The following is a 5,216-nucleotide window of genomic DNA, read 5'->3' on the forward strand; positions in this document are numbered from 1 at the left end:
GATGGGTTCGGCAAACGCTTACGGCCTACGGCTTCCCTGACGAGCACAAACATCGGGCTGGTGACAAAGTGGCAGCACCGATGCCGAGGGTGTCGGCGCGGTTGGAGTCACCCCTCCCGTCTATCGAGAAACCTACATACATCCTCTGTTCGACGTTGGAAGTCGATCATGGCTGGGGATTCAGTGGCATGAGCGGTGGTCCTGTCCTCGTCGCGCACGCCACGGATGAGCGGTTCGCATTTACGGGCATAACGTTCGAAGGCGCCCCAAGCTCAAAGGATCTGCAGAAGAACCCTGAAGCGTTCGTCGGCAAAAGCGATATCGTGCTGAGGGGCTACCACCTCGTGCCGCAGCAGTTCGCCGAATGGCTTTCGCAGCGAAGGTATGGCGTGGCGCTGCCGCCAAGGCAGTGACGCGAAGCACGCCGCAGGCGTTGCTTGGCTGGCTACGTTGGCAGACAGGCGCCCCGCCGCAACGGGCGGGGCGCTGACGCGGCCGTCAGGCCGCCTGCGGCTTGCTGCGCGACCAGATCAGGTCGTGCGTGCCGTCCTCGCTTTCGATCAGGCGGGCATAGACCGTTGCCGGGAACGAAGGATCGTCGAGGGTCACGGACAGATATTCCCGCCCGGCCTCGCTGGTCTTCTTCCACGCCGCGCCGATGTCGTGACTGGCTGCCTGCAGGCGGAAGTCGGGGGCGTTCTCGCTGGTGCCCTTGTCGTTGAGAACCAGCTTGACCTTGACGTTGAGCGTCAGGGTGCGCAGCGTGCCGGTGAAGCCGTCTTTGTCTGCGGTGAAGGTGCCGATGTTGGCCATGATGATTTTTCCTTTCGGTTGAACAAGGTTCGCGCCCATCGCGTCCTTGTTGTGATCCGCCCGGCGGGGGACGGGCTGGCTGCACCGCATGCGGTCGCAACGCAGTGGAGAGCCGGGAGGCGCAAAGAATTTGCCCCGCGAGGAATGCGCCGAACGCAGTGACAAAGCAGGGGAAATTGTTTTCGCCGGACGGTTGCGGCCATGAAGCCCGAGGCGTAGCCGCGCCACCGCCAGGATTCACAACGAGACAAGGACGCCTTGGGCCGAACCACTCCGAAAGGAGACTGGCCGACTCGACATCCCCGCACGAAGTCTGCACCGGCATGCTGGCCGACGCGGGCCAGGTCAAACACCCCGACGACAAGCGAGAACATCCCCGCCGCACTCTGCGGCGCCAGTCTTGAGGCGTGGTGTGGAATCTCCATGGCGAGGCTGAGCGGTATGTCCGTGAACCGTCCTTCGTGACGTGATGGGCAAGAACCGGCAGCGTTGAGGAAGGCACGCATGCGCGCAACCTGTCTCAGCAAGCCACGGCGTATCCACCCCCGCCCCGCCCTGCCCTTCGCCGGCGGGACGCAGGCCTGGCCGATCCGGCGAAAGCCGGTTCGGCGGTATTCAAGGGGCGCCAAGCCGCGCGCGGCGGGGATGGGCCTTGCGCCGATCCCCTGGAGGTAAGCGAAGCGCGCAGCGCCACCGGGCGCGAAGGCGTGAGGGATTGAAGCCGGATGGCCGTGACAGCGAAGTCGGCACGGGGCGCAGCCCGAAAGCCCGGCGGTGCGGCGCACCGACACGCTACACGGCTCCCGTTTACCACTTTGTCAGCCACCACGACGGCGAAGCACAGCGTCCGTGGGAAAGCCAGGGCATGGCAATATGGAAAATCAGCGCATCACTGAGGTGTCCCGCATGCGAACTGCATCCATGGAAATTCAAGCCAATGGACGGCAAATGCCCGCAGCGTGGACTCTGAAGCAAACCAAGAACATGAAAGGGAAGGCATCTTGAAGGAGTCCGAGAACATCGTCCGGTACTGGCATGCAGTCGAGTTGCTGCAGCCGCAATCGGCCCCCAAGATCAAGAAGCGCAACAGTCCCTATGGGGCATTCCTTCACGACACGACGTGCACACGCCCCATCCCTCCCTGGGCACCCGAGAGCATCGTCCGCAAGCAGGCGCTTCCCGACAAGCGCGCATGGAGCCACACGCTCTATGCCCACCTGTACGACAGTCGGCTCGTCGCCTCCGCGCTCCAGGAACTGTACGGCACCGACCAGGGCTACCGCGAACCACAACACCGAGAGTCAGCGCTGTTCGCCGCGAAGTTCAACATGAGCGGGCAACTGGTGGAGGACAGTTTCGTGCTCTCCAGCGAAGCCTGGTTCCTCGGACGAGCGTTGGCGAGAAAGGACTGGACACGCGGATTCGAGGACGATCAACGGGCCGCCGCCGAGCAGGCGCTAACGCAGCTACAAGGCCACGTGTCTGGCGACGCGCTGCGGGACTTCACCCGATGGGTGCTGCAGTTCCTCGGCGTGGCGGACTTCTTTGCGACTGTTGAGCGCCCACCACTGCGATTCCGTTCCCAACCCGTCAAACCCGACAAGCCCACATCGGAAGACGATCCGCTCAACAGCTTCCTGCTCGACGACCTGGCCACCGTTGCTGACAGTCTCAGCAAGGGCGTGGCCAGCGAAGCGTTAAACCAATACCTGCGCCGCCACAATCCGCAACCGCGGCTGCACATCGACAGTGACGACGCTTCCCGGTCGCTGATCGAGCGGCTGATGCCGCAGGCCCATGCCGATAGCTGCTGGCCTTCCGAACGGCACCTGGGGCTTGTGCATTCCCAGCAACTGGCCGTGAACACGGTACTGTCCAAGCTCGCTGACGGACAAGGACTTCTGGGAGTCAATGGCCCTCCGGGCACGGGCAAGACGACCCTGCTGCGCGACTTGATCGCCGCCATCATCACCAGCCGGGCCGACGTGCTTGCCACGCTGCGCCGCGCATCCGACGGTTTCGCCAGCAACGCGCGCGAAGCCTGCAACGATGGCGGCAAGGAACAGGTCGCCTTCAAGCTCACTCCTGCACTGTACGGCTTCGAGATCGTGGTCGCTTCGTCCAACAACGGCGCCGTAGAGAACGTCACCCTTGAACTGCCCCAGCGCGACAAGATCGACGAGAGCTGGCTGCCCGAGGCCGAGCACTTCGCCGATCTGGGCGAGCTGATCACCGGCAAGCCGGCCTGGGGATTGATCTCTGGTGCTCTGGGCAGCAAGGCGCGGCGCAAGGCGTTCGTGGACCGCTACTTCTATGGGCAGAGTCCATCAGCCAGCCAAGGCAAGGTGGACAACAACGAGGAAGCCAGCGACGAAACCGACGATGAGAATGTCGTCAAGACCTTGTTTGCCAGCCCGGCCACTGCTGCCGGGGCCGATGGCCTTCAAGCACCTCCAGAACTACAGAAGAAGGCGCCGCAAGGCCTGATGGCATGGCTTGGCGGGCATAGTCAGCTCAACAAGGAGCGCAAGCCGGAAGAGCGCCAAGCCCTGTGGCAGCAGGCAGTCGCCGAGTATGAGGCGGCCAAGGCGCAGGTTCGCTCGGCATGCGCCGATGCCTCCCGCATCCGTGCTCTGATCCAGACGCTGGAAACGACCAGGAAGAAGGTCACCGAAACGACCGCCACCGTGCAAGCGCTAGAAAAGCGCTTGGTGCACACGACGGAACAACAGGCACGTCTGGATGCCAAGGAAGGCCGCCCCGCCAATGTGGCGTTCAAGCATGCGCTGGAGGCGCTTGCACAGCACCAAGCCAGCAAACCAGGGTTCTGGGCCAACCTATGCAGTCTGTGGGGAGCGTCACGCACCTGGAACACTGCGCTGAAACTGCTGCAAGACCGGCATGGCCTCGCCAAGGCCGAGTTCGACCGCATCGCGCGGCTCGCCAAGCAGTTCGAGGACTCCGGGCAGCAACTGGATCGGCAGATCGCCAATGCGCAGCAGGCGTTAAAAAAATTGCAGGCGGAAAATCAATCCCTGACGCAACAGGCCCACGATTTGGCCAGCGCTTGCCGGGCCGACCATCTGCTGGCATGGCTGCGCGGCGGCGTCATCGGCCGTGGCGATGCCATCGAACTGGCCGAACCCTGGCACATCGAAGGCTGGCGACAGGCCCGAGCGCGCGTTTTCATCCAGGCACTGAAGCTGCATCGGACGTTCTTCGAGCTGGAGGCGGCACGGATGCGCTCCAACCTGTTCCTGATCAACGCGATGTTGACCGGAACCCACCTGCAGGGACTCTCACACGAGGCGATTCGCTCGGCGTGGGCCTCGTTGTTTATGGTCGTGCCGGTGCTCAGCAGCACCTTTGCCTCGTTCGCACGCTCTTTCCGCTCGTTGGGGCCGGGGGAGATCGGCTGGCTGCTGGTTGATGAAGCCGGACAGGCACCTCCGCAAGCAGCGGTGGGGGCGCTGTGGCGCTCCCGGCGCGCGCTGCTGGTGGGTGACCCTCTCCAGCTCAAGCCGATCGTCACTGTGTCCGACGCGGTGCTGGAACACATGCGCACGCGCTACCGCGTCGATGCGCATTGGCTCCCCAACAGACAGTCCGCGCAGACCTTGGCAGACCAGGCCACGACATGGGGCCGTCTGGCGGGACCGGCCGACAGCAAGACGTGGGTGGGGTTGCCCTTGGTCGTGCATCGGCGCTGCGACAAGCCGATGCACGGGCTGGCCAATCGCATCGCCTACGACGGTGCGATGGTGTACGGCACCATCGCACCGCGCGCCGACAAGGAGACGCGCGCGCGCCTGCCGACCGGATGGATTCACGCCAGCGGAGCATCTGACGGGAACTGGGTGCCGGCCGAAGGAGAGGCTTTGCGGGCACTGCTCGCCCTGTTGCGCATGGACGGCGTGGATGCGGCTGACATCTCGGTCATCACGCCCTTCAAGGCTGTCCAGGAAAACCTCAAACGCCTGCTCGGCGACACGATGGTTTCCGGAACCATCCACACCATGCAGGGTAAGGAGGCTCCCATCGTCATCATGGTGTTGGGCGGCAATACCGAAGGTTCCGGCGCACGGGATTGGGCGGTCTCGGAACCCAACCTGTTGAACGTGGCGGCCACACGGGCAAAGCGGCGCTTCTACGTGATCGGCGACCGGAACGACTGGCAGAACCGGTCGTTGTTTTGCGATGTCATGGACCTCTTGCCGCTCCAGCGCCTCCCCGAGCGCGAAGCGGTATTGACGGTCTGGCCTCAGTAAGTGTGTCAGCCCGGGATCAGTCCGCGCGTGAGCTTTGCGCTGCCACCCCTTGGGCAAGCAATGCACGCAGAGCCGCAGCCGCGAACGCGGGATTGAAGCCGAATGGCTATGACTGTTCGTGCCGAACGAAAATTG

General features: G+C 63.8%; 3 protein-coding genes. 2 read left to right on the forward strand and 1 reads right to left on the reverse strand.

The annotated features are described in order from the left end of the window. On the forward strand, positions 1-413 hold a 413-nt coding region (locus B3H47_RS02695; RefSeq protein ID WP_286985911.1), incomplete at its 5' end, for a hypothetical protein. 85 nt (positions 414-498) lie between these two features. On the opposite strand, the gene B3H47_RS02700 is transcribed toward B3H47_RS02695, so the two are convergent. Then, the gene (locus tag B3H47_RS02700; RefSeq protein ID WP_286985912.1) at positions 499-813 is read right to left on the reverse strand and encodes a DUF736 domain-containing protein; all 315 of its coding nucleotides are present in this window, start codon (positions 811-813) and stop codon (positions 499-501) included. Positions 814-1,814: 1,001 nt separating this feature from the next. On the opposite strand from B3H47_RS02700, the gene B3H47_RS02705 reads away from it, so the two are divergent. Continuing rightward, positions 1,815-5,081 (forward strand): AAA domain-containing protein, encoded by a 3,267-nt coding sequence (locus tag B3H47_RS02705; protein ID WP_286985913.1) that lies wholly within the window; start codon positions 1,815-1,817, stop codon positions 5,079-5,081. The last annotated feature ends 135 nt before the right edge of the window (positions 5,082-5,216 follow it).

This window comes from Thiomonas sp. UBA7699 (assembly GCF_002482605.1).
GTDB classification, from domain to species: Bacteria; Pseudomonadota; Gammaproteobacteria; order Burkholderiales; family Burkholderiaceae_C; genus Thiomonas; species Thiomonas arsenitoxydans.